At 70.6% G+C, this 22,398-nt stretch carries 17 protein-coding genes; 6 read left to right on the top strand and 11 right to left on the bottom strand.

Annotation, left to right across the window (positions count from 1 at the left end):
• Window positions 1-18: 18 nt before the first annotated feature.
• From G4D83_RS10935 to G4D83_RS10915, 5 genes are all read right to left on the bottom strand, one after another.
• Window positions 19-2,259, bottom strand: a complete 2,241-nt coding sequence (locus G4D83_RS10935) for a D-alanine--D-alanine ligase family protein (RefSeq protein WP_163864633.1) — start codon at window positions 2,257-2,259, stop codon at window positions 19-21.
• Window positions 2,244-2,855: an RDD family protein gene (locus G4D83_RS10930; protein WP_163864759.1), complete on the bottom strand. Its 612-nt coding sequence runs from the start codon at window positions 2,853-2,855 to the stop codon at window positions 2,244-2,246. Before G4D83_RS10930 ends, G4D83_RS10935 begins: the two co-directional genes overlap by 16 nt.
• A gap of 23 nt (window positions 2,856-2,878) precedes the next feature.
• Window positions 2,879-3,373, bottom strand: coding sequence for a hypothetical protein (locus G4D83_RS10925; protein WP_217911614.1), 495 nt, complete (start codon window positions 3,371-3,373; stop codon window positions 2,879-2,881).
• Window positions 3,374-3,448: 75 nt separating this feature from the next.
• A complete protein-coding gene (gene hemB / locus G4D83_RS10920; RefSeq protein WP_240356267.1) occupies window positions 3,449-4,417 on the bottom strand; it encodes a porphobilinogen synthase in 969 nt (322 codons plus the stop codon).
• Between the two features lie 64 nt (window positions 4,418-4,481).
• Window positions 4,482-4,691 (bottom strand): hypothetical protein, encoded by a 210-nt coding sequence (locus G4D83_RS10915; protein ID WP_163864757.1) that lies wholly within the window; start codon window positions 4,689-4,691, stop codon window positions 4,482-4,484.
• 246 nt (window positions 4,692-4,937) lie between these two features.
• On the opposite strand from G4D83_RS10915, the gene G4D83_RS10910 reads away from it, so the two are divergent.
• The 4 genes from G4D83_RS10910 to G4D83_RS10895 all read left to right on the top strand — a co-directional run bounded on the left by G4D83_RS10910 (window position 4,938) and on the right by G4D83_RS10895 (window position 11,338).
• Complete coding sequence (locus G4D83_RS10910; protein ID WP_240356265.1) at window positions 4,938-5,885, top strand: ABC transporter ATP-binding protein; 948 nt, start codon at window positions 4,938-4,940, stop codon at window positions 5,883-5,885.
• On the top strand, window positions 5,882-6,718 hold the full coding sequence (locus G4D83_RS10905) for a hypothetical protein (protein WP_163864631.1): 837 nt from the start codon (window positions 5,882-5,884) through the stop codon (window positions 6,716-6,718). The genes G4D83_RS10910 and G4D83_RS10905 overlap by 4 nt, the downstream gene beginning before the upstream one ends.
• Window position 6,719: 1 nt before the next feature.
• Window positions 6,720-7,895, top strand: coding sequence for a hypothetical protein (locus tag G4D83_RS10900; RefSeq protein WP_163864630.1), 1,176 nt, complete (start codon window positions 6,720-6,722; stop codon window positions 7,893-7,895).
• A gap of 185 nt (window positions 7,896-8,080) precedes the next feature.
• Window positions 8,081-11,338: a fused MFS/spermidine synthase gene (locus G4D83_RS10895; protein WP_163864629.1), complete on the top strand. Its 3,258-nt coding sequence runs from the start codon at window positions 8,081-8,083 to the stop codon at window positions 11,336-11,338.
• 134 nt (window positions 11,339-11,472) lie between these two features.
• Here the strand turns inward: G4D83_RS10895 and G4D83_RS10890 are convergent, their stop codons facing one another.
• Window positions 11,473-12,618, bottom strand: coding sequence for a DUF1015 family protein (locus G4D83_RS10890; RefSeq protein WP_163864628.1), 1,146 nt, complete (start codon window positions 12,616-12,618; stop codon window positions 11,473-11,475).
• Between the two features lie 67 nt (window positions 12,619-12,685).
• Window positions 12,686-13,921: a hypothetical protein gene (locus G4D83_RS10885; protein WP_240356264.1), complete on the bottom strand. Its 1,236-nt coding sequence runs from the start codon at window positions 13,919-13,921 to the stop codon at window positions 12,686-12,688.
• Between the two features lie 193 nt (window positions 13,922-14,114).
• Here G4D83_RS10885 and G4D83_RS10880 point away from each other — a divergent pair, with 193 nt between their 5' ends.
• A complete protein-coding gene (locus G4D83_RS10880) occupies window positions 14,115-15,581 on the top strand; it encodes a deoxyribodipyrimidine photo-lyase (protein ID WP_163864627.1) in 1,467 nt (488 codons plus the stop codon).
• A gap of 106 nt (window positions 15,582-15,687) precedes the next feature.
• Window positions 15,688-16,008 (top strand): polyhydroxyalkanoic acid system family protein, encoded by a 321-nt coding sequence (locus G4D83_RS10875; RefSeq protein WP_163864626.1) that lies wholly within the window; start codon window positions 15,688-15,690, stop codon window positions 16,006-16,008.
• 12 nt (window positions 16,009-16,020) lie between these two features.
• Here G4D83_RS10875 and G4D83_RS10870 read toward each other — a convergent pair whose 3' ends face one another.
• The 4 genes from G4D83_RS10870 to G4D83_RS10855 are packed head-to-tail and all read right to left on the bottom strand — an operon-like array spanning window position 16,021 to window position 22,395.
• A complete protein-coding gene (locus tag G4D83_RS10870; protein ID WP_163864625.1) occupies window positions 16,021-17,805 on the bottom strand; it encodes a CheR family methyltransferase in 1,785 nt (594 codons plus the stop codon).
• The gene (locus G4D83_RS10865; RefSeq protein WP_163864754.1) at window positions 17,799-18,797 is read right to left on the bottom strand and encodes a chemotaxis protein CheB; all 999 of its coding nucleotides are present in this window, start codon (window positions 18,795-18,797) and stop codon (window positions 17,799-17,801) included. Before G4D83_RS10865 ends, G4D83_RS10870 begins: the two co-directional genes overlap by 7 nt.
• 34 nt (window positions 18,798-18,831) lie before the next feature.
• Entirely contained in the window at window positions 18,832-21,108 is a 2,277-nt protein-coding gene (locus G4D83_RS10860) for a hybrid sensor histidine kinase/response regulator (RefSeq protein WP_163864624.1), read from the bottom strand.
• Window positions 21,109-21,147: 39 nt separating this feature from the next.
• Window positions 21,148-22,395, bottom strand: coding sequence for a methyl-accepting chemotaxis protein (locus G4D83_RS10855; RefSeq protein ID WP_163864623.1), 1,248 nt, complete (start codon window positions 22,393-22,395; stop codon window positions 21,148-21,150).
• Between the last annotated feature and the right edge of the window lie 3 nt (window positions 22,396-22,398).

Below are 22,398 nucleotides of genomic sequence, written 5' to 3'. Positions count from 1 at the left end.
GCCCGGGAGCCATCGTCGTCAGGCCTTGGCTTCGATGCGCGGGGGCGCGTCGCCGTGCCCCGACGAGACGTTGCCACCATTGCCGTTTCCGCCGCTGCCGGGCGCGGCGACGGTGGTGGGAGCGGGCGTGACCGTCGCCGGGACGAGCGCGCCGGCCTCGTCGAGCGAGGGGCCCTTATGGTGGTGGTGCGACACGGTGGAGGCGTGCTCGGTGGCGGCGCGGCGCGCCTCGCGCTCCTTGTAGCGGCGGATGGCGGGGGCCATGATTTCGCCGATGAGCGCGCGGTAGTCCATGCCCGCGCCCTGGGCGATGAGCACCAGGTCGCTCCAGCCTGGCGTGAGGCCCGGCAGCGGGTTGCACTCGATGAAGTAGATGCGCCCCTTGTCGTCCATGCGGAAGTCGATGCGCGCGACGTCGCGGCACCCCAGCGCCATGAACGAGCTTCGGGCCGCCGTGCGCAGCTTCTCCAGCAGCGCGGGCTCCAGTTTGGCGGGCGCGTCGTAGCGGATGCGGTCCGTCCAATCGAGCTTGTGCTGGAAGCTGTAGACGGGGTTCTTCTCGCCCTTGTCCAGGAAGACGATTTCCATGGGCGGCAGCACGCGCGGACGGCGCTCGCCGAGCAGGCCCACGGTGAACTCACGCCCGCCGATGTACTCCTCGATGAGCGCGGGCTGCTGGTACTTGCCGGCGATTTCGCGCACCACTTCGCGCAGCTCCGCCTCGCTGTGGCAGACGCTCTTGGTGACGACGCCCTTGGAGCTGCCCTCCGCCACCGGCTTCACGATGAGCGGGAAGGTGGTGAACTCCTTGTTGAGCCGCTCCTTGCCCGTGGCCATGAGCTGGAAGTTGGGCGTGAGGATGCCGGCCTGGCGGACGATCTTCTTCGCCAGCGCCTTGTCCAACGCAATGGAGAGCGTGGCGGGGTCGCTTCCCGTGTATGGGATGTCCAGGAGCTCCAGCATCGCGGGCACCTGGCTCTCGCGGTTGCGGCCCTTGAAGCCCTCGGCGATGTTGAAGACGATGTCGAGCGGCGTGCTGGACAGCACCGTGGGCAGCTCCGCGGTGGCCTCCAGGTCGATGACCTCGTGGCCCCAGGACGCAATCGCCTCGCGGATGGCCTGCAGCGTGTTGGGCGAGTCGTACTCCGCCTCGCTGTCCTCCACCGCCTCCGCGTTGGCCATGGGCTTCACGCGCTTGACGTTGTAGGTGAAGCCCACGCGCAGGGGCCCCGTCTTGCGAGCGGGCTTGCCCTGCCGCCGCGCGGAGTCCTTGATTTTGTACCGCTTGGCCGCGCTCTGGATGATGGAGTTGATGACCCCGTCCAGGTGCAGGCCATCCAGCTCCGCCGACGCGTAGATGCCCGCGCCCGGCTCCAGGCTGGGCAGCGCGTTGATCTCCAGGAAGTACGGCACGCCCGCGTCGCTGAGCCGGAAGTCGATGCGGCCCAAATCCCTGCAGTCGAGCGCCTGGTAGATCTTCTGCGCCATCTTCCGGACGTCCTCCGCGGTGCGCAGCGGAATCTGGGCCGGAGCGCGCACGCTGACGGCGCTCTCCTTCTTCGTCTTCAGCTCGTAGTCGTAGATGGCGTACCGGCGGCCCGCCGTCACGGCCGGGTCCACCACGTACTCCACCGGCGTGAGGACGCCGTCGTAGTCGTTGTCCACCGCCGCCAGGAAGGGCACCGTCAGGTCGCGGCCGGAGATGTACTCCTCCACCAGCACGCCCGCGGGGTACTTCTCCAGGGCGATTCCCACCTTGGCGCGCACCTCGTCCAGCGTCTCCGCGATGGAGTCCTGGGTGATGCCCTTGGAGGAGCCCTCGAAGTTGGGCTTCACGATGACGGGGAAGCGCAGGTTCTCCGCCGTCAGCTCGCTGAGCTTCTCCACGTACTGCCAGCCCGGAGTGCGGATGCCCTGCTTGGCGAGGACGAGCTTGGTGAGCTGCTTGTCCAACGTCACCGCCAGCGCGTACGCGTCCGAGCCCGTGTACGGGAAGCCCAGTTCGTCGAAGAGCGCGGGATAGAACGCCTCGCGGAAGCGGCCCCGGCGGCCTTCCGCGGTGTTGAAGATGAGGTCGGGGCTGTACGCCTCCAGCCGCGCCACGGTGCGCGACGCGGGCCCGCTCACCTCGAAGCGCTCCAGCCGATGCCCCAGCCGCTCAATCGCCGCGGCCAGCGCGTTGACCGTCTCCTGGGTATCGAACTCCGCTTCTTCTTCCGAATCAGACAGCCGCAGGTTGTGGGTCAGCGCGATGCGCACGGGAGCCCCCTTCTCTTCTTCAGCGAGCGACCGCGGCGCATCTTCGCCGCGGACATGAGTCTTCCCGGTGCACGCTGATGCGCCACGGGGTCGCGGGCTGCAACGGTTGCGCCCGCCACAACCTTCCCATCCACCACTTGCGTCTGCGCCCAGGTGTCACCGAGCCGCCAGCCGAGCGGATCCCTCACCACGCGCCACGCCTCGATGCCGCCAATGACGAGGAGCCCCGCCACCGCCGCCACCGCGCCCAGCGGCGCCGGCATCATTCCCAACAGGACGATGAGCGCGAGCGGCGCGTTGCGAAGCGTGCTGTCGCGGTGACGCGCCGCCGAGCGCGTGGGCAGATGCATCACCTTCACGCCGAAGATGCGCTTGCCCACGCTCTGGCCCTGGATCATCCCGTCGGCGAGCAGCAGGAACAGCAGCGCGACGACGGCGCCCGCGGCGCCACACACCACGTACAGGCCCCACGCCACGCCCACGTCCACCACGCGCGCGCCCAACCGCAGCCACAGCGACGCCTTCGGGTACGGCGAGCCCGGGGCCGAGTCCTCCACCACCAGCCTCAACGCGCGCCCACCCCGGCTGGAGGTCATGAAGAGCCGCTCGCGTTGCGCGCTCACTCCTCCGGCTCCAAGGTGAGACCCTCCTCGTGGGGTTCCGGCTCGTCCAGTCCCGCCAGCCGCGCCAGCCGCTCGTGCGCGCTCAACGGATGGAACGGTGCCTGGGAACCCGAGCCGGGCGCCCAGTCATTCCCCGCCGCCGTCGGTCCCGACTCGGACAGGCGCAAGAGCTTCGAGCGCGCCGCGTCCACGTCCGGCTCGACGGCCACACCCTCACGCGTGAAGAAGAGGAACGCCATGGCGGGCCGCTTGGAGGACTCGCGCATCGCGAACTGCACGCCGTCCAGGTTCCAGCCCTTCGCCGTCCACTCGTTCAGGGTGCGCTCCAGCGCTCCCTCGTCCACCGTGGACAGCTCCACCACTTTGTACTGCAAGGATACGGAGGTACGAACCACGGGGGAGCGCCCGGTGCCGGGGCGCTGAGCCTTGCCGCGCCGGCGTTGGGGCGGGGGCTTCTCCGACTTGCGTCTGGGACGCTTCTTGGTGGGCATCGTGCGCGGGCTATTTGGGCGCAACACTCGCGGCGGATCAAGCGGCAACCCGCAAGCGGGGCTGGCGGGTGTTGCCTACAAGAGCTTCGCGGCTTCCAGCGCGTGGTAGGTGATGATGAGGTCCGCGCCGGCACGTTTGATGCCGGTGAGCGTCTCCAGCATGACGCGCTCGTAGTCAATCCAGCCGTTCTGCCCGGCGGCCTTGAGCATCGCGTACTCGCCGGAGACGTTGTAGGCGGCCAGCGGAAGGTCGAAGCGCTCCTTCACGGCCCGGATGACGTCCAGGTAGGCCAGGGCGGGCTTCACCATGAGCATGTCGGCGCCCTCCTCCACGTCCAGGGCGACTTCGCGCAGGGCCTCGCGCACGTTGCCCGGGTCCATCTGGTAGCCCTTGCGGTCGCCGGACTTGGGGGCGCTCTGGGCGGCCTCGCGGAAGGGGCCGTAGTAGCCGGAGGCGTACTTGGCCGCGTAGGAGAGGATGGGGATGTCCGTCAGGCGCACCTCGTCCAGCGCGCGGCGGATGGCGCCCACCCTTCCGTCCATCATGTCCGAGGGCGCGATGATGTCCGCGCCGGCCTGGGCGCAGGTGACGGCCATCTGCGCGAGCAGGGGCAGCGTGGCGTCGTTGACGACGTGGCCGTCCTCGAGCACGCCGCAGTGGCCGTGGTCGGTGAACTCGCACAGGCACACGTCGGCGATGACCTGGAGGTCGGGCTCGGCGGCCTTGATTTCACGGATGGCGCGCTGGACGATTCCGTCGCGCGCGTAGGCCTGGGTGCCCTGGGCGTCCTTGTGGTCGGGGATGCCGAAGAGGATGACGGAGGGCACGCCCAGCGACCTGGCCAGGCGGGCTTCCGTGACGGCGTGCTCCAACGACAGGTTGAAGATGCCCGGCATGGAGGCGATGGGACGGCGCACGTCCCGGCCTTCCACGACGAAGAGGGGATAGATGAAGTCCCCCGGGTCCAGGCGCGTCTCGCGGACCATCTCACGCAGGACGGGCGAACGGCGCAGGCGGCGGGGGCGATGGACGGGATGGGCCATGGTGGACGCCGGTATAAACCGACGACGCCCGGCCTTCATCGTTTCCGTGTGGCTGCCCGGCCGCTCACCCCGCGGCCAGCCGCCAGCTGTGCTGATGGCGCAGCCGCTCCCGGGCGTGGCGCTGGGCCCGCACCTCCGCGATGTCCGCCTCGTGCAGCGCCCTCGCGTAGCGCACCCGCGCCGCCTCGGTCCCCGCGGCAAGGCCCTGCTCGGCGGCCGCCAGCTCCCGACGGGCTTCTTCACGCTGCTGCTCCACGCGATCTCCGTACGTCATCATTCCTCCTGCCTTGGGGTGTGCGGCGGGGGACTGCACGCAACGGACCACACGCGGCTCCACCGCAAAGGGGCGAAACGACGAGGTGTCGCGGCGCGGCAGGCACAGCAGGCGTGCGAAACCCATTTCCCAGGGCCGCGAAAACGCTGTCGCGGACTGACTGGGACGCGCGACCGCTCGGCTGCCCCTTTCGACTGTCCGCGCGGAAGCAATCGCTGTCCACCCCGCTCGTCTACAGTCACGACCGTGACAGCCAGCACACCCGCCATCGAAGTGACGAACCTGCGCAAGACGTACAACCGCGCCTTCCGGAAGACGGGGAACATCGCCCTCCGGGGCATGGACCTGTCGGTTCCTCGAGGAAGCGCCTTCGGGCTCATCGGCCCCAACGGCGCCGGCAAAACCACCTTCATCAAGAGCATCCTCGGCATCGTCCAGCCGACGGAGGGCACCGTGCGAGTGCTGGGGGGCTCGCCCGAAGACGCTCGCATCCGCGCGCGCATCGGCTACCTGCCCGAGCGCCTGCACCTGCCGGGCTCGTGGACTCCCACCGCGTTCCTCGCCACGGTGGGCCGGCTCAAGGGCCTGCCGCCAGACGCCGCCGGACACTTGAGCCTGCTGGAGCGCGTGGGCCTCGCGGACGCCGTGGGCCGGAAGATTGGTGGGTACTCCAAGGGAATGCGGCAGCGACTGGGCCTGGCCGCGGCGCTCATCGGGAAGCCGGACCTGTTGGTGTTGGACGAGCCCACGGACGGAATCGACCCGATGGGGCGCATGGAGGTCCGGCGCATCCTCCAGGAGGAAGTCCAACGAGGCACCACGCTCTTCCTGAACTCGCACCTGCTGGCGGAGACGGAGCGGGTGTGTGACCGGGTGGCCATCCTCGCGGACGGGCGGGTGGTGCGCGAGGGCAGGATGGAGGACCTGGTGCGCGGCGAGTCGCGGTGGGTGGCGCGCTTCGCGCCGGGGGCGAGCGTGGAGGCGCTGGGGAGCGCGGGCTTCGTGCCAGCCCGGGCGGACGGCGCGTTCCATGTCGAGGCGCCGGACGCGACGGCGCTCAACGCGGCGTTGGACAGGGCGCGGGCGGCGGGGGCTTTGCTCGTGGAGCTGCGGCGCGACGGGATGGACCTGGAGGCGGTGTTGCTGGGGACGGTGAGCGCGCAGGCGATGCGAGCGGCGGAGGTGGCGGCATGAGTCCGGTGCTCGGTATCGCGGGGTACGTGTTGCGGGAAGCGGCGTCGCGCAAGTTCATCATGGCCTTCATGATCGGCCTCACCCTGGTGCTGGCGGTGGTGGCGTTGGGGATGCGCATCGACGTCATCGACGGCGCGCTCGCGGCCTCGCGCCTGTTCGGCCAGGAGGTCCGCGCGACCATCCAGTCCGTCGACGTGGCACTGCGGCCCGTGTACCGGGCGGCGGCGTTCATCGTGTTCTACGGCGGCATCCTGTTCGGCATCGTCGCGTGCTCGGACTTCGCGCCGTCGTTGATGTCGCCAGGGCGAATCGAGCACCTGCTCGCGCTGCCGATTCAGCGCTGGCACCTGCTGGCGGGGACGTTCCTCGGGGTGATGACGCTGGCCCTGGGTGGGACGCTGTATGGCACCACGGGGCTGGTGCTCATCTTCGGCGTGAAGACGGGGTACTGGACGGTGGGGCCGCTGGTGGCGGGGCTGATGGCGTGCGTGGGGTTCGCCGCGGTGTACGCGGTGATGCTGACCATGGCGACGCTGGTGCGCAGCGCGGCGCTGTGCGCGGCGGCGGGCTTCGCGGTGCTCGTGGGCGGCATCATCGCCGGGCACCGGCAGGACATCGCGAAGGCCTTCGAGGAGGGCGTGAGCCGGAGCCTGTTCCAGGCGGTGACGCTGGTGCTGCCGCGCCTGTCCGCGCTCGCGGAGGCCGCGGGAGACATGGCCGCGTCCCTGCCCCTGGAGGTGCGCTCGCTGGGAACGCTGCTCGTGGGGGTGTTCGTCTTCGGGATGGCGGCGCTCGTGGTGGGGTTCTGGCGGTTCGAGGGAAAGGATTACTGACATGGAGAAGCGCCAGAAGCGGCGGGTGTGGTTGGTGATGGCGGCGCTGCTGTTCGTCGCGGCGGCCGTGCTGATGTTCGCGGGCCAGGGCGAGGAGCCCGCGCCTCCTCCTCTCGAGGTGGACTTCCCGCGACGGATGCGCTCGGCGGACCGAGAGCGCGCGGAGCGTCGCAGGACGCAGGTGCTCCCGATGCTCGGGGCGGCGGACTCCGGCACGGTGGCCGAGCGCCCGCGTCCGAGAGATCCGCTCCTCGCCGCGCTGCCTCGCGGAGAGGGCAAGACGGCGGTCATCATCGAGGCGAACGCGCTGAGACACTCGCCCATCGGCGGGCTGCTGATGGACTGCCTGATGCGGGACGGAGGCAAGCAGTTGGCGGAGTTCCGCGAGAAGAGCGGCGTGGACCCCCTCCAGGACCTGGACCGGCTGGTCATCACGGACGAAGGGATGATGCTGTCGGGCAACTTCGAGAACGCGCGGTTCAAGGAGCTGCTGGGCGAGCGCGTGTCCGCGGACTACGGCGAGGGCGCGCGGGTGTACGAAGCGGGTGAGAACAGCGTCACGCGCCCGGATGGCACCACCGTGAAGCGGCGGGACAGCTCGGCGATAGCGACGTGGAACAACCAGCTGCTCGTGGTGGGCAAGTCGCCGGACGAGGTGAAGGCCGCCATCGACCGCGTGGAGGGACGCGGGCCGGACGAGCCCCCGGCCATCTCCGAGAGCAGCACGTATGGCGAGATGTACGGCGTGCTCTCGGTGGAGATGATCGCCCGGTTGATCCCCCCGGAGCAGGCCGCGCTGGCCCAGCGGCTGCGCGACGTGGCGAAGAACGTGGAGCTGCACCTGGACGCCAGCTCGGACGTGGCCCTGGTGGCGGAGGTGCGCGGCCCCAGTGCCAACGACGTGACGGACCTGGGCAAGTCCCTGGGCGCGGCGTTGTCACTGGCACGAATCAAGGCCCAGGCCGGCGAGGACAAGGACCTGGCCCAGTTGCTCGACTTCGCCAAGGTGAAGCCCGACGGTGACTCCTTCACGCTGGAGATGGCCGTTCCCCTGGAAGTCATCCGGGAGCGCCTGGCCATCTGCCGCGAGGATCGCCAGAACGCCGAGAAGGCCCTCTCCTCCGGGAAAGAGCCCCAGGAGACGGGGGTCGAGCAGGCCCCGGTGCCCGTGCGGTAGACGGGCGCCGGTTCACGGCGAGCCCCCCTTCCTCCTCGGAGCCCCGGAGCCACCGCGCGCGGATGCTCCCCGAGCGAACGAGGGGGCTCTCGCTGTGGCCAAGGCGCGGCGATCTCTGCGAGACTTCGCCGCGCCCGGCCTGCCCCACTTATCGAGGCAGCCCAGTCCGACGAGAGAACGGCTTGATGATTTCGCGTGTGTCGAGGGTGGCCCCGCTGCTGTTCGGCTCGGGGCTGTGCGCCCTTGTCTACCAGACGGTGTGGCTGCGGGAGTTTCGTCTCATCTTCGGCGCCAGCACGGCGGCGTCGGCGGCCGTCCTGGCCATCTTCATGGCGGGCCTCGGTCTGGGCGGTGTCCTCCTTGGCGCCCGCGCGGACCGTCAGCCGCGCCCCCTGAACTTCTACGCCAACCTGGAGCTGCTCATCGCCGCCACCGCGGCCCTGAGTCCCTTCCTCGTCGAACTGGCGCGCGCCGTGTACATCGGCGTCGGTGGCACCCCCGTCCTCGGCATCGCCGGTGGCACGGTGGCCCGGATGATCCTCTCCGTGCTCGTGCTGTCGGTGCCCACGGTGCTGATGGGCGGCACCCTCCCGGCCGCCGCGCGCGCGGTGCAGTCGGATGACGACCCGGCCCGCCGCCACCTCGCCGTGCTCTACGGGGTGAACACGCTCGGCGCCGTCACGGGCGCCACGCTCTCCACCTTCTTCCTGCTGGAGGTCTACGGCAACCGCACCACCCTGTGGATCGCCTGCCTCCTCAACGCCGCCGTCGCCATCACCGCGCGCAGCGTGAGCCGGGCGATGGAGCCCGAGGGCTCGCCGCAGCCCAAGCCGGAGACCCCGCCCGCCGAGGTCGCCGCTCCCGTGGCCGACAGCCCCGCCGCGCAGCTCCCAGTCCCCCTCTCCGCCGCGCGCCACTCGCCCAAGTTCGCGCTCGTCGCCGCGATGCTGGTGGGCTTCGCGTTCCTGCTGATGGAGCTGGTCTGGTACCGGATGCTCGGCCCGATTCTCGGCGGGACGACGTTCACCTTCGGCCTCATCCTCGCCATGGCGCTCCTGGGCATCGGCCTGGGCGGCGCGGCCTACTCCATCGTCTTCCGTCACCGCCCCGCGACACTGGCCGGGTTCGCCCTCACCTGCGCGGCGGAGGCGCTGTTCATCGCCCTGCCCTTCGCGCTGGGAGATCGCCTGGCCATCGTCGCCGCGCTGCTGCGCCCGCTGGGCGGCATCGGCTTCGCGGGGATGATGATGGGCTGGGCGCTGGTGGCCGCGGTGGTCATCCTGCCCGCCGCGTTCATCTCCGGCATCCAGTTCCCGCTGCTCCTGGCGCTCGTGGGCAAGGGCAGCCACGACGTCGGCAAGCAGGTGGGCCAGGTCTACGCCTGGAACACGGTGGGCTCCATCGTGGGCTCGCTGGCGGGCGGCTTCGGCGTGATTCCCCTGCTGACGGCGCCGGTGACGTGGCAGCTCGTCGCGGGAATCCTCGCGGTGCTGGGCCTCGCCTCCGTCGCGCTCTCCTTCCATGTCGAGCGACTCCGGGTGGCCATGTGGCTGCCCGTCTCCGTGGCCGCGCTCGCACTGGTGATGCTGACCGCGCAGGGCCCCTCGGCGGCGTGGCGGCATGGCAGCGTCGGCGCGGGCCGCGCGGGCCTGAACAACCCGACCATCAATCATATCGACGCGTGGATGCGCGCCAAGGCGCGCGGCATCATCTGGGAGGAGGACGGCGTGGAGAGCAGCGTCGCGCTCAGCTCCACCAACGGCCTCTCCTTCGTCGTCAACGGCAAGACGGACGGCAACACCATCGGCGACGCGCCCACCCAGGTGATGAGCGGCCTGCTCGGCGCCCTGCTGCACGCGGATGCGAAGAACTCGCTCGTCATCGGCCTGGGCACGGGCAGCACCGCGGGATGGCTGGGCGCCATCCCCCACATGGAGCGGGTGGACGCGGTGGAGATCGAACCCGCCATCCTCGAGGTCGCTCGGCGCTGCCACGCGGTCAACGCGAACGTGATGGACAACCCGAAGGTCCACCACTTCATCGGCGACGCGCGCGAGGTGCTGCTCACCACCCGGCAGCGCTACGACATCATCTTCTCGGAGCCCTCCAACCCGTACCGCGCGGGCATCTCCAGCCTCTTCACCCGGGACTTCTACCAGGCCGTGAAGGAGCGCCTCGCCGAGGGCGGCATCTTCGTGCAGTGGCTGCAGGCCTATGAGGTGGACTCGCTCACGGTGCAGAGCGCCTACGCGACGCTGTCCTCGGAGTTCGAGGCCGTGGAGACCTGGCAGGTGCACTCCGGCGACCTGCTGCTGGTGGCGACGCGCAAGCCGATGGTCCACGACGTCGCGAAGATGCGCGCCCGCATCGCCGAGGAGCCCTATCGCACCGCGCTGCGCGCCACCTGGCGCACGGACGAGGTCGAAGGCGTGCTCGCGCGCTTCGTGGCCACGCCGGCCTTCACCACGCGCGTGGCGGAGGAGAGCCAGTCCCTCATCAACACGGACGACGTGTCCTTCATGGAGTTCGCCTTCGCGCGCAGCCTGGGCCGCGACGCGGGCTTCTCCATGAGCTCCCTCTGGACGACGACGCACAACCTGGGCACGGGCCGGCCGCAAGTCACGGGCGAGGTGGACTGGGACCGCGTGGCGCAGCACCGCCTCTGGAACAGCACGCCCCTCTCCCGCGCGGAGGCCGCCAGCCCCGCCGTGAAGAAGTACGCACCCTTCATCGACGCGTACAACCGGAACCAGGCGCCCGCCGCCCGCGCGCGCTGGCTGCACGAGCGCTTCGAGCCCAAGGGCCCTCGCGAGCTGTTGGCGGTGGCCCGGGTGTTCGCGAACGCGGGTGAGGACGAGGCCTTGAAATACACCGTGCCCCTGCGCGCGACGCTGCCCGTGGAGGCGGACATGCTGGAGGGCCTGCTGCACCTGCGCCAGAAGCGGCTGGAAGAGGCCACCACCCTGTTCGAGCGCGCATTCATCGCCCTTCGGGAGAACCCTTGGCCGGCGCGGGAAGTCACCTCCTCCATCCTCCCCGAGCTCATCCACATCGCCCGCGCCGACAAGAAGCTGGGCAAGCGACTCATCGACGTGCTCGCCAAGCCCTTCGCGGCGGAGTCCCTGACGGTGGCGCGCGAGGAGGCCCGTATCGAAATGGCCCAGGTGGTGGACTGGATGGGGCTGTGCGTGGAGACGCTCGCGCCCATCGAACCGCTGACTGTCTGGGACAGCCGGCAATTGGATGACCGCCGCCGCTGCTACGAGCACCACGGGCACCCGCTGGCGGCCGTGGCCGCCGCGGACCTGGAGCGGCTGCTCGCCCAGGCCCCCACGGTGTTCATGCCGCAGACGGTCCAGATTCCGGGGGCGGAGACGCCTCCCTCCGAGCCCGCGCCGTCCATGACGCCCGCTCCGCCACAGGCGGGCGAGTCCGCGCCGTGAAGTCCTGAGGCACTCCGCGCCGCCCGCGCGTCCAGGGAGGTCCTCCCGAGCGTCTCGCGGGGGCCCGCCTGGAGCTCGAGTCGCGAGCCCCGAAGCGCCTCCGACGAGCCTGGCGTCAGCACCCTCACGCGCGGCTACGCGTCGGTGTCGAGAAACAGGAGGCCGGCGGGAGGCAGCGGGTCCACCCGCAGCGTCCGCGAGGGCAACGTGGCCTGCGCCTCCATCACCGCGCGGACCTCCCAGACGGGCGGCGGATTGAGCGCGAAGCCCGCCTGGAACGTCCCCGCCTCCACGCCCTTCACCAGCGACTCCAGCCCCTGCACCGGGAAGACGTGGGGATGCCCCGCCGCCTCGGGGTCCTGGATGCCCAGCACCGTCCTCAGCACCAGCGCGTTGAGCAGCGCCAGGTCCAGGCTGCGCAGCGTCGGGTTGCGCGGCGCGCCCTTCAGGTGGGCCAGGTCCAACCCCTGACGGAACCGGAGGATGCGGCCCCGTCCCCCGGGCAGCACCAGCAGCACGGCGTGGTGGCCCGAAATCAGCGTCGCCAGGCGCTCGCGCGCGGCCACGAGTCCCCGAGGAGTGTCGAGCGGCTCATCCAGCTCGTACACGCGCGCATACGCCGTCACCAGCGTGAGGAACGTCTCTTCCTTGAAGGTCGTCACGCCCTTGAGCGCGCGGTGGATGGGCAGCAGCTCCAGGCCCGGGTCCGACAGGGGAACCACGGCGGCCAGCGTCGGCCCACCCTCGGCCAGCGCGGTGAGCGGGCGCATGGGCGCCTCGTCCAGCACGGCCTGGATGCGCTTGGACACGGGGGACGGCTCTATCCGCCGCAGGGCAATCGTGCGGCCGTCGTAGTCGCCCTCCCACACCAGGCTGGAGCGCTCTGCCGCCTCGGCGAGCAGGCCCCGGAACACGCCATGGTCATCCGCGGTGAGGGTGACGGCGGGCTCGGCCTCCCAGGAGCGGGGACGGTACGGGTCATGCTCCAGCGGAGTGCCCGCGTCCTGCCGCAGCGCGCACAGGAGGTAGCGCACCGGGGGACCGCCCAGCTTGCCCGCCTGGCTGTGGACCTCCACCAGGTACAGCGCGGGCCGCGCATCCCTCAGCAGGACGCCGGAGTCGCGCTGCCGGCGCAGCTCCGCGGACGGGTTGGCGGCCTCCAGGAGGGGCCGGACGTGGGAAGGCTGGGGCACCGCGTTGCTGAGCGGCACGTAGCCGCTGGGCTCGAGGGTCCGAGTCAGCGGGGTCAGCAGGGCAGTGAAAGGATGGACGCGCGCCATGTCGACGGAAGGTGGTGTCGGCCCCCCCGCGTTGCCACGCGGCCCGCTTGGCCGCCTGGGGGCCCGTCTACCACCAGACGTTGCGGTACGGCCGGTCCTTCGCGTGCTTCAGGGACGAGCGGTCCACGCTCTCCTCCCACAGCAGGCTCACCGTGGTGATGGCGCCCGCCGAGCCGAGGAAGGACAGCACGTAGGGAGTGGACTGGTCGAACCCGCCCAGCACCAGGCCGGAGATGAGCAGCACCGCCGCGCCCACGCCCGCGCCGAAGAAGTCCGCCCGGAGAATCTGCGAGGGCGTCGGGTCATACCGCATGGTGGCCAGCGCCAGCGCACCCGCGCCGATGCCGGGCGCCAGGAGCAGCGCGTCCCGCCACGTCTTCGAGGAGATGTCCGTGCCGGAGAAGTGGATGACGGCCAGGAGCAGCGACGCATAGGCCGCGCCCCAGCCCGCGCCGGAGGCCATCAGCAGGCCGTCGTTCAGCGGAAGCTGTCCGCCTCCGAGCCCCGCGGTGAGCCACGCGCCCAGCTCCGCCCCGAGGAACGCGGACCAGGTCAGCACGCCCGCGTCCTGGGTGAAGAGGTCCATGAAGCCGGCCATGAACATGCCGCCCACCACGGAGTTGCCCATGCCGAAGGTCGACATCGGCCGGTCCACCCAGTTGTTGAATTGCCACCACGCCGAGGCACCGAAGCCCAGGCCCGCGCCAATCAGCGTGCCGGCCAGCATCGCCTCGCGCGAGCTCTGGTCGAAGCTGAAGTCATTGGCGAACGCCTGGGTGAAGAAGCCACCCAACGCGCCGAGCGTGGTGTGGTGGGCGATGAACTTGAAGCTGCCCGGCCCGGACAGGAAGGGCCCCAGACGCTGGCGGCCGTCCAGCACGGCGCCACTGTCCACGTAGTCGGGCTGCACGGGCGTCGACGCTGGAGACAGGGTGGGACGCAGGCCGTCCTGCGTCACCGGCGCCAGGGGCGAGGTGCGCGACGCGTCCGGCTCCTGGGCCAGCGGCGCGTCCCGGGAGGGAACAGCACCTTCGACGGGCGGCGCGGCCTGCTGCTGTTGCTGCGCGGAGCCGGGCTGTTCGTAGCCAGGCTGTCTCTCGGAGTCCCCGGGCTGCTGCTGCTCCTGGTACGAGGGCGACGCCGGCTGCGAGGGCGCGGCCTCCTGCGAGGGGTACGAGGGCCGCGCCTGGGACGGCTCCGTGTACGGGTACGAGGAGCCTGTCTGGGCGCGCGCGGCCTCGGGAGAAGCGAGCACCAGCGCGAGGACGGCGGGGAGGCAGATCCAGTTTCTCAGAGGTGACACGCAAGCAACTCCTTGGGTCCGTCCGCCACAAGACCACAACCCGCGCCGACGTGGTGGTTTTTGCATGCCACCGGGCCCACTCGCCACGACGGAAGCGCTCGAGGCCGGGTGAAGCGTCACGCGCACGGCACTCCTTGCGCGCGGGCTACAATTCTTTCGCGACGCGGAACGCGCTCAGGCATCGGTGCGCATCATGCCCAACGGGTTTTCGTGGTCCGAGCTCGACGTCGACTCCGCGCGCATCGTGGTCATCAAGGACGTCCCCCTCCCCGCCCCGGGTCGCGACTTCGTCCTGTATTGGTGCATGGTGAACCATCGAGCCGAGGAGAACCACGCGCTCGACACGGCCATCGCCCTGGGCAACCACCTGAACCTGCCCGTCGTCGTGTATCACGCGCTGCGGCCGGACTATCCCCATGCCTCGGACCGACTCCACGCGTGGGCGATGGAGGGCATGGCGGACATGACGTCCGCCTTCGCGTCGCGCGGGCTGCCGTACTGGGTGGAGCTGCCACGCCACACGCGTGAGCACCACCCGCGCCTGGCGGAGCTGGGCAAGCGCGCCGCCGCCGTGGTGGCGGACTTCTTCCCCACATACATCATCCCCGGGCACCTGCGCGGCGCGGCCAAGGCGCTCCACGTGCCGCTGTTCGCGGTGGATGCGTCCTGCGTGGTGCCCATGCAGCGCATCCCCACCCTCCAGGCCGGCGCGTACACCCTGCGCCCGAAGCTGCAGAAGCTGTGGCCGGAGTACCTGGGCCGCATCCTGCGCTCGCGCCCCGTCAAGGCCGCGGCGGCCGGGCACAAGCTGACGCCGGACTTCGCCGTGGCCGACGCGCGCGAGGCCCGTCAGTCCCTGGCGAGCTTCCACATCGACCACGCGGTGACGCCGCTGGCGGAGCGCGGCGGACGCAAGGCGGGACTCAAGGCGCTCGACGCCTTCCTGCACGAGAAGCTGGAGGGCTACGACGACGGGCGCAATGACCCGGGCCGCTCGCACCAGTCCGGCCTGTCTCCCTTCTTCCACTGGGGCAACCTCTTCCCGGGCGAGGCGGCCCGCGCCGCCATCCGCGCGCGCGGCACCGATGACGCGAACGTGCGCGGCTTCCTGGAGGAGCTGCTGGTGCGGCGCGAGCTGGGCTTCAACTTCTGCTTCCACACCCCGGAGGCGAAGCAGCTCTCCGTGGACTCGCTGCCCGGCTGGGCGCGCGAGACGCTGTCCACGCACCAGAAGGACGCGCGCGAGCACCTGTACTCGCTGGAGCAACTGGAGCACGCGCGCACCGGGGACGGCCTGTGGAACGCGGCCCAGCGCGAGTTGGTGGAGCGGGGCCGCATCCACAACTACCTGCGAATGCTGTGGGGCAAGAAAATCCTGGAGTGGAGCCGCACCCCGGACGAGGGCCTGCAGCGCATCGCCCACCTCAACGACAAGTACGCGGTGGACGGCAGAGACCCCGCGAGCGTGGCCAACTTCATGTGGGTCCTCGGGCTGCATGACAGGCCCTTCCAGGAGCGCAAGGTGCTGGGGAAGGTGCGGCCCATGAGCTCGCCGCGCACCGCGGAGAAGTACGACCTGGCGCCGTACATGGAGCACTGGGGGCGCCCCGGAGACCCGCCGGTGAAACTCAAGCGCTCCCGGCGTGTGTCCCCACCGTGAGCAAGGCTGTTGACATCCGCGCGTCCAAAAGTGACACGGCGGTTCCCTTCTCGTCCCACCGCCACTAAACGCAAAGGTGGGACACCGACGCCAGGAGCCGTGCGCCATGGGCATGATGAAGTTCGATATTCCCCACTCCCTTCCGAAGGACGAGGTGAAGAAGCGCGTGGAGCAGCTTCTTCAGTACTGGGGAGGCAAGTACGGAGTGAAGGCGGACTGGCAGGGCGAGGGCGCCAAGATTGTCGGCAAGGTGATGGGCATCCAGTTGGACGCGTCCTTCAAAATCACCGACAAGGCCGTCGAGGGCGAGGGCACGGACCCCGGCATGCTGCTGCGCGGCCAGGCCAAGTCCTACCTCCAGAAGAAGTTCGGGTCCGTCCTGGACCCGAGCAAGTCGCTGGACCAGGTGAAGAGCACCCTGGACTGAGGGCGCCGGCCTTCAGTGCGGAGGCTGTTCTTCCAGCGCGGCGAGGGCGTAGCGCGCCGCGCGGGAGATGGCCTCCGCCGAGTCCGGCATCTCCGGGTAGTGCCCCGCCAGCGTGCGCTGCGGGAAGCGCAGCTGGGCAATCGCGTTGCGGTAGCTGCGACGCGCGGCCTCCGAGTCGTGACTGCGCTCCTGCACCTGCGCCAGCAGGTAGTGGCCGATGGCCAGCGTGGGTTCCAGGAACAGCGCCTTGCCCAGCTCGGAGCGCGCCTCCTTCAGCTCTCCGGCCTGCAGGGCCGCCACGCCCCCAAAGATGCGGGCCTCCACGCACAGCGGCTCGCGCTGGATGGCCTGGGCGAAGGCCTCGCGCGCCTCGGGGATGCGCCCGGTGAGCGAGAAGAGGTTGCCCAGCGTCAACAGCGCGTCCAAGTCACTCGGCTCATCCACCAGCAGGCGCTGCACGCCGGAGATGGCGCCGGGGAAATCCCCCTGCGTCATCTTCCGCACGGCCATGGCCAGCCGCTCCGCGGGCGGCAGCAGCTTGGGCCACGCGGAGGGTACCGCCAGCTCTCCGGTGACGGTGCGCGCGGGCGCGGACACCGCCGGAATCTCCACGGTGGGCCGCATGCGCGAGGCATCAGGGCTGCCCACCGCGGGCAGCTCCACGGTGACACGCGGGCGGCCCAGGTCATTGACCCGCGTCGTCGTCGAGGACGACGCATTGGCGCTCGGCACGGGCGAGGCGGCGGGCAGCGGACCCACGGCGGGGAAGGAGCCGGTGAGCGAACCGGGCCCCCGGACGGAGGACGCGTCCGACGAGGCTCCGCGAGGACGGGCGCCAAAGGCCCCTTCGATGGGGGGCCGCGCGTACACGGCGGGAGAGAACGGCTCCGGCTCCGGCGCGCGCTGGGCCTGCTCGGCGGTGCCGGGGTACGGATGGATGCGCAGGGGCGGCGGACGGTAGCCCTTGTCGCTCGGCGGGCGCCGATACACGAAGGCGCCGTCCACTTCGATCATCTCGAAGCGGTCATAGACCTTGAAGAGGCTCTCCGAGTACCCGAGGAAGAGCAGTCCGCCGGGCCGCAGCGCGCTGAGGAAGCGGTCCATCAACCCGCGGATGGTGGGCAGGTCGAAGTAGATGATGACGTTGCGACAGAGGATGAGGTCCAGCGAGTTCAGGGCCACCTTGTCGAAGACGGGCACGGCCAGGTTCTGCCCGTCGAAGCGGATGTACTCACGCAGCGCGGGCAGCGCCTCGAAGCCATCCTCGACGGGACGGAAGAACCGGGCCAGCCGCTCCGGATGGATGCTGATGCTCCGGCGCAGGGAGAAGCGCCCCTGCCGGGCGGCCTCCACCGCGGCTAGGTTCAGGTCCGTGGCCCACAGGTCCACCTCGGAGGACAGCGCGCCCAGCTCCGCCAGCACCATGGCCACGCTGTAGGGCTCCTCGCCCGTGGCGCAGCCAGCGGACCAGACGGACACGCGGCGCATCTCCCGCCGCGCGCGCGCCAGCAGGTCCGGCAGCACGCTCTTCTCCAGGGCGCGGAACTGCTTGCCATCGCGGAAGAACTCCGTGTGCCCCACCGTCACCAGCGGCAAGAGGGAGCGCAGCTCCTCCTCACCGCCGGGCCCCGCCAGTCGCTGGAGGTAGCGCTCCGGCTCCTCCACGCCCAGCGCGGGCATGCGGGTGGACAAGGCCAGCCGCAAGCTGTGGAACCCATCCGGGGTGATCTTCAGCCCCGCGCGCTCCAGGAGGAGCGCCGCGAGCTGCTGAAGCACTTTGTTGCTCACATTCAGCACGCTTCCACCCACTGCACCAACGTGGGGCCAATGCGCTCCAACGGCAGCACTTCCTGCGCCGCCCCGAGCAGCACCGCCTCGCGAGGCATGCCCCATACCGCGGACGTCCCTTCATCCTGAGCGATGGTCCGCCCTCCCCGCTCCCGGATCTCCTTCATCCCCCGCGCACCGTCCCGCCCCATCCCCGTCAGGATGACCCCAACGCAGCTCGCGCCGAAGGCCTCCGCCGCCGAAGTGAGCAGCATGTCACACGAAGGCCGGAATCCCCGGAGAGCCGGTCCCGAGTCCAGCTCCAGCCTGCCCTCGGGTCGCACCAACAGATGACTGCCCGACGGTGCGATGTAGACCGTCCCGGGCACCATCACCATGCCGTGCTCCGCCTCCGTCACTCCCAGCGCCGTCTCCATCGTCAGCCAGTGTGCGAGGCCCTCCGTGAATCCCTCGCTGATGTGCTGGCAGTAGGCGATGGGCGCGGGAAAGTCTCGTGGAATCTTCCGCAGTACCTGTGCAACGGCCTTCGGACCGCCCAGGGACGCGGCGATGGCCACCAGGGGAAAGGGCGGCGGCGGGAGCTCCTCCTTGGGGGCCCGGGTGACGGAGCGCGTCTGGCGCACGGCCTTCACCTGGGCCAGCAGCACCAGCTTGCGAGCGATGTGGGCCCAGAAGTCGGCGCCGGGGATGGCCGGGCGCTCCACGACGTCCAGGGCGCCCAGGGCCATGGCCTGGAACGCGTCCTGCCCGGACAGGGCGCCGGGGTGCAGCGCCAGCACCGGCACGGGCCGGCCCACCATGACGTCGTCGATGGCCTCCAGGGATTCGATTCCCGTCAGGTCCACCAGCACCACGTCCGGGAAGTGGCGCTGCACGGCGACGAGCGCGCCGGGGAAGTCGACTTCGGCGGGCCCCACCGGGACGAGCGACTCGCCGTCGAACAGGCCCCGGGCCGCGAGCGCGCGCAGCCCCTTGCCCACCATGAGCACCCTGAACGCCATCCCCGCCGCAGCCGTGCCGCCCAAACGTGGCTCCTCAGGTCAGCCTGTCGATTGCCTGCGCGAGCACTTCCACGCCCAGCTCTCCCTTGACGAGATAGGCATCCGCGCCCGCGTCCAGGCCGCGCCGCTTGTCTTCGGGAGAGGCGAGCGACGACAGGATGATGACGGGGATGCGCGCCACCGCGGGCGTCGACTTCAGCCGCCGCGCGAGCGAGAAGCCGTCCATCTTCGGCATCTGCACGTCGGTGAGGATGAGGTCGTAGGTGTTGTTCTGCACCTTGACGTAGGCCTCCTCGCCGTCCTGGGCCTCCTCCACCATGTGGCCCAGCGCCTTGACGAGCGCGCCCTCCGTCGCACGGGCAATGGGAGAGTCGTCCACGAGCAGCACCCGGAGCCGCTTGGCCGCCGGCGCCTGGGTGACGGGCCGCGCCATGCGACGCACCTCCGTCATGATGTCGGGGACGTGCAGCAGCACGGCGATGCGGCCGTCCTCCAGCGCGGCGGTGCCGGCGATGAAGGGCGCGCCCTTGAGGAACTCGCCGCCGCAGGGCTTCACGGCGACTTCGCGCTCGTCCACGAAGCCGTCCACCACGAGGGCCGCGTGGTCCTCGCCGTGACGGACGACGACGGCCGGCGGGCGGTCGAAGCGGTTGCCACCGTTGAGGCCGAGCAGCGGCCCCAGCGCCACGAGCGCGGTGGGCTTGCCCCGGTGCCGCACGGCGAGGGTGCCGAAGATCTCCAGCCGGTCATCCGGCTTGACGCGCATCACCGCCTCGACGTCGGCGGCGGGCATGCCGTAGACATCATCGCCCAGGCGCACCAGCAGCACCTTCATCAACGCGAGCGACTGAGGCAGCCGCAGGGTGATGGTGGTGCCACGGCCGATGCGGCTGTTGACGCCCACCGAACCGCCGAGCGTCTCCACCTTGCGCTTCACCACGTCCATGCCGACGCCGCGGCCGGACAGCTCGCTGACCTGCTCGCGGGTGGAGAAGCCGGGACGGAAGATGAGCTCGATGGCCTCGCGCTCGGACAGGGCGGCGGCCTGAACCGCGTTGATGAGGCGCTTGTTGACGGCCACCTGGCGCAGGCGCTCCGGGTCGATGCCGCGCCCGTCGTCCTCCACCTCGATGTGGAGCATGTCGCCATCCACGCGGACGCGGATGCGGACCCGGCCCGTGAGCGGCTTGCCGAGCTGCTGACGCGTGTCAGGCGACTCCAGGCCGTGGTCCACCGCGTTGCGCAGGAGGTGCACCAGCGCGTCGCGCACGTCTGCCAGCATGGACCGGTCCACGCCGATGTCGGCGTTCTCGATGAGCAGGTCCACTTCCTTGTTCTGCGTGCGCGCCATGTCCCGCACCGCGCGCGGGAAGGCGTCGAACACCGTGGACAGTGGCACCAGGCGGGCCTCCGCCACGTGGTCCGCCATCTTCGACAGGTTGCCGTGCAGGATGTTGATGCCGTCGTCGTTGCGCCGCACGAAGCGGAACGCATCGTCGCGCAGCATGTGGAGATCGCTCTCCACGCGGTCCAACACCATGCGCACTTCGTTGGGGATCTCCACCTGCTCGGCCAGCCGCAGGAAGCGGTCTCCCAGGCGGCTGAAGCGCTCGAACAGCGCCTCCGTCTCCGAGCTGCGCAGCCGACCCCGGGCGCTCTCCACCAGCAGGTCACCCGCGAGCAGGCCCAGCGAGTCCAGCACCTCCACATTCACGCGAATCGTGCGGTCGGCGATGGCCGACTTCGCCGCGCTCGGAGCCTCCTCCTCCCCACCTCGGACTGGAGGATGCGCCGCGGCCGGAGCTTCCACGGGCGCCGGCCGGGGAGCCGCCACGGGGGCGGCGGCCACGGGGGGTGGCGCTGAGACGACGGGCGCCGCCACCGGAGGAGGCGGCTTGGGCTTCGCGCCATGAATGACGGGCGCGGCCTGGCCGGACACCTCCGCCATCGCGCGCACGATGTCCTCGCTCGCGGACGTGCCGATGTTCGCACCGGACAGGTCCTCGATGAGGTCGGACAGGACGTCGCAGGCACGGAGCATGACGTCCGTGGCGATCTCCGTGGCCGTGCGTCCCTCTCGCTCGGCGCGCAGGACGTCCTCCGCCGCGTGAGCGAGCTGACCGATGGCGGCGAGGCCCAACATGCGGGCCTCTCCCTTCATCGTGTGCAGCTCGCGCGCGACGTCGTCCGCGGCCTGATCCGCGGTCTCCTTCTCCAGGTCCAACACACCCAGTTGGATCTTCTGGAGGCGGTCGGCGGTGACCTCCTGGAACTTCTTCAGGAGGGATTTCTTGAGTGCCTCGGTATCCATGGGCGGTGAGCGCTGCGCACCCTCCCCTTCCCAAAAGAGCTAGTCGGCCTTGAAGCGCTTGATGAGCTCCGCCAGCCGTGCGGCCAGCTGGGTGAGCTCCGCCGCCGCCCCCGTCGCCTGCTTCGACGCCTGGGTCGTCTGACGCGTCACATCTTCAATCTCCGCCATGGACGCCACCACCTGCTCGGTGGCCGTGCGCTGCTGCTGGGTGGCGAGGTTGATGACGCGGGCCGCGTCGCTCGTCTCCTGCACGCCGGCGAGGATGCCTTCCACGGCCTGGGCCGCGACGGCGCCCAGCTTCTCACCGGACTCGGTGGCCGTCTTCGACGCCTCGGCGGCACCCGCGGCGGCCGCGGTGGCCTCGCGAATCTCCGTGATGAGGTTCTTGATCTCCTTGGTGGAGTCCAGGACGTTCTCCGCCAGCCGGCGCATCTCCGCCGCGACGATGGAGAAGCCCTTGCCCGCCTCACCCGCGCGGCTGCCTTCCAGCGCCGCGTTCAGCGCGAGCAGGTCGGAGCGGTCGGCGATCTCATCGATGACCTCGACGACGGTGCCGATGCGCTCCACGCGCTTGGACAGCTTCGCGATGGAGTCCGCCACGGCGACGCCGTCGCTGCGGATCTGCTGCATGGCCTGGATGAACTCGCCAATGGCGCCACGGCCCGCGCGCGCCGCGCCGAGCGTCTCTTCCGCCACGCGCGCCACGCTGCCGGCGTTCTCGGCGATCTGCGCGGAGGCATGCTTCAACTCCTCCATGGTGGCGGTCGTCTCGTGGATGGCCGCCGCCTGCTCCGTGGAGGACGTCTCGTGCTGGGTGGACGCCGCCAGCACCTGGTTGGCGGACGAGGACAGCCGCAGCGCCGCCTCGTTGATCTCCCGCACGAACGTACGCAGCGTCTCGATGACCTTGCCGAAGCCCTCCAGCAGGGGCCCGAGCTGGGGGTCCTCGGTGGTGGTGTTCCACCGGGACAGGTCGCCTTCGCGCACCAGGCTGATGAGCGCGTCGAGCGCCTGATCGATCTCCTGCGCCGCCACGTGCTTGCGGTGCTCGGAGCTGGCGAAGTTGTCCAGCACCTGGTTGAGCAGGTGGGCCATCTCCTCGCCGCCGGCGCCGACCAGCTCCTTGGGGACGCGGGCCTGGAGGTTGCCGGCCAGCACCGTCAACAGCGTGTCGGTGAAGGCCTTGAGGGGCGCCGGCGGCGCGGCGGCACTCGCCTTGTTGGCGGGGGCCTTGCGCGCGGAGCGGGCCTTGGACGCGGGCTTCTCGTTGGGGGTGTCCAGGGACATTGC

It is taken from the genome of Myxococcus eversor, from assembly GCF_010894455.1.
GTDB lineage: Bacteria > Myxococcota > Myxococcia > Myxococcales > Myxococcaceae > Myxococcus > Myxococcus eversor.
The sequence above is the reverse complement of the archived record's forward strand: the minus strand, read 5'-3'. Positions and strand labels throughout refer to the sequence as shown.